The organism is bacterium (genome assembly GCA_040757115.1).
Lineage (GTDB): Bacteria > UBA9089 > CG2-30-40-21 > CG2-30-40-21 > SBAY01 > JBFLXS01.
Window position 1 is genome coordinate 1 of the sequence record JBFLYA010000384.1, and the last position, 2,343, is coordinate 2,343.

1 protein-coding gene is annotated in these 2,343 nt (G+C 41.2%); it reads right to left on the reverse strand.

The genetic code is table 11. The features are described from left to right. Positions 1 to 140: 140 nt before the first annotated feature. The gene (locus AB1422_18910) at positions 141 to 1,904 is read right to left on the reverse strand and encodes a formate--tetrahydrofolate ligase (GenBank protein MEW6621372.1); all 1,764 of its coding nucleotides are present in this window, start codon (positions 1,902 to 1,904) and stop codon (positions 141 to 143) included. Positions 1,905 to 2,343 lie beyond the last annotated feature (439 nt).

Sequence of the window (2,343 nt, forward strand, 5' to 3'; positions counted from 1 at the left end):
TGCCTTCTGTCCTCTGCCCTCTGCCCTCTGCTTTCTGCCCTCTGCCTTCTGTCCTCTGCCTTCTGTCCTCTGCCTTCTGACCTCTGCCTTTTGTCCTCTGCCTTCTGTCCTCTGCCCTCTGCCCTCTGTCCTCTGTGAACCTAGAAAAGCCCAGTCACTTCGCCTGTGTTCACATCCACATCTACCCTTCTAAATGCGGGATTAGAGCTTGTTCCGGGCATCAGACTAATAGTCCCTGTGCAAGGACAAAGGAACTTTGCTCCGGCAAATATCAACAGGTCACGCACTGGTAGAATCCAACCTTTAGGAACACCTTTCAATGTTGGGTCGTGGGTAAGGCTCAAATGGGTTTTAACCATCATCGTTGCAAAATCCTGCATTTCTGGGTCACTTTCTACTGCCTTTGCTTTAGCCTCTGTCTCAGGTGTCCAGGAAACTCCATCTGCACCGTATATTTCTTTAGCAATCAAATCAACCCTTTGTCGAAGTGGCATTTCCATTGGATAGAGGAATTTAAAATCAACTTTTTCATTGCAGGCATCAATAATGGCATCTGCAAGTTCCAGGGCACCTTCTCCACCCATCAACCAGTGTTTACCCAGTGCACAGCGAGCCCCTGCTTCTTCAACATATTTACGCACCAGAGCAATTTCTTCATTGGTATCGGTATGGAAAGAGTTAATGCAAACTACAGGCTTTGCCCCTGATTTTTTCACATTTTTTATGTGATGGAGTAGATTTTCAATTCCTTTTTCAAGCAATCCTAAATTCTCCTTGGTGTATTCTTCAGGAAGAGGTCTGCCAGGAACGACAGTTGGTCCTCCACCGTGCATTTTTAATGCCCTTATTGTGGCAACGATTACAACCGCATTAGGAGTAAGTCCACTAAATCGGCATTTTACATTCCAAAATTTTTCAAAACCTATATCTGCACCAAAACCACTCTCAGTTACATGGTAATCAAACATCTTCAAACCAATACGGTCAGCAATGATAGATGATTGACCGACGGCAATATTGGCAAATGGTCCTGCATGCACCATAACTGGTTGATATTCTGCGGTTGACATCAAAGTAGGATTAATCGTATGTCTCATCCAGGCACACATTGCACCAGCAACTTCTAAATCATTGGTAGTTACCGGCTTACCATGTTTATCATAAGCCACGATGATTTTAGATAATCGTTCGCGTAAATCCTTAAGGTCTCGGACAATAGAAAGAATAGCCATCAACTCAGAACTTACCGTAATGCCAAACTTTGACTGCATCATAAACCCATGTTTTTTATCACCAATACCGATAATGATATTGCGTAGTGCCTGGGCACAGAAATCAATTACCCAACCCATTTCTACCCTTTTTGGGTCAATATCTAATCGTTTCATCTTACTATGTTTTAAAAGCTCTTCATCTGTGTAATTTGCCTCATGTTGCATCCTGGCTGTCATAGCGACCATAGCTAAATTATGGGCATTAGCAATGGCATCAATATCGCCTGTTAATCCAAGGGAAAACTCAGTCATTGGAATAAGCAAGGCATTGCCACCGCCTGCGGCTGTGCCTTTGATATTCATTGTTGGTCCACCAGAAGGCTGACGGATACAACCACCAACATTCATACCCCTTTTACCTAAACCTTCTATCAAACCCAGGGTAGTCGTCGTCTTCCCTTCACCTAACGGCGTGGGGGTAATCGCCGTTACATCGATGTATTTACCCTCAGGTTTATCTTTAAGTCGCTCAATAATTTTTAGAAAATCAAGTCTGGCTATCCTTCCATAAGTAATCACCTCATCCTTTTTAAGCCCTAATTTTTCCTTCCATTGTTCAGGTGTCGGCATCTTCTTTTCTGTCTCTCTGGCAATCTCCCAATCCTGTAATTTTGTTGCATCATAAGCCATTTTTTTTAAAATCCTCCTTTTGTTTTGGTAAATAGTCACTGGTAAATGGTAATTAGTTACCAATTGCCAGTTATTTATTTTTTTGTGAAGTCCTATTTTTTAATTATTAGTTATCAATTGATAGATTGTGAATTATACCATATTGATTTGAAAAATGTCAAGTAATTTTTTGGAGGGTGTTGAAAAAGTCGTTTTTTAGGAAAGGGTAGTTTTTGGAGAGGTGAATTTTCTAAAAACTGCAAAACTGCCTCCCTCTTTGAATTTAAACCTCTCCTTTTTAACCTTTCGAGGGTCGGACCTGTTCTAACCCCGCATCAGAAGTAGGATTAGAGAGATTATGTAATAATTACACCTCCCATCCTTAAATCCTTCCCTTATCTCTTTGTCCTCCCCTTTAATCTTTCCTTAAAATCAATATTTTTGTTTAGGAATATTCTTA

What these genes read in the sequence shown, in the direction of transcription:
- AB1422_18910 (MEW6621372.1), bottom strand. Translation starts at nt 1,904, where the DNA reads ATGGCTTATGATGCAACAAAATTACAGGATTGGGAGATTGCCAGAGAG.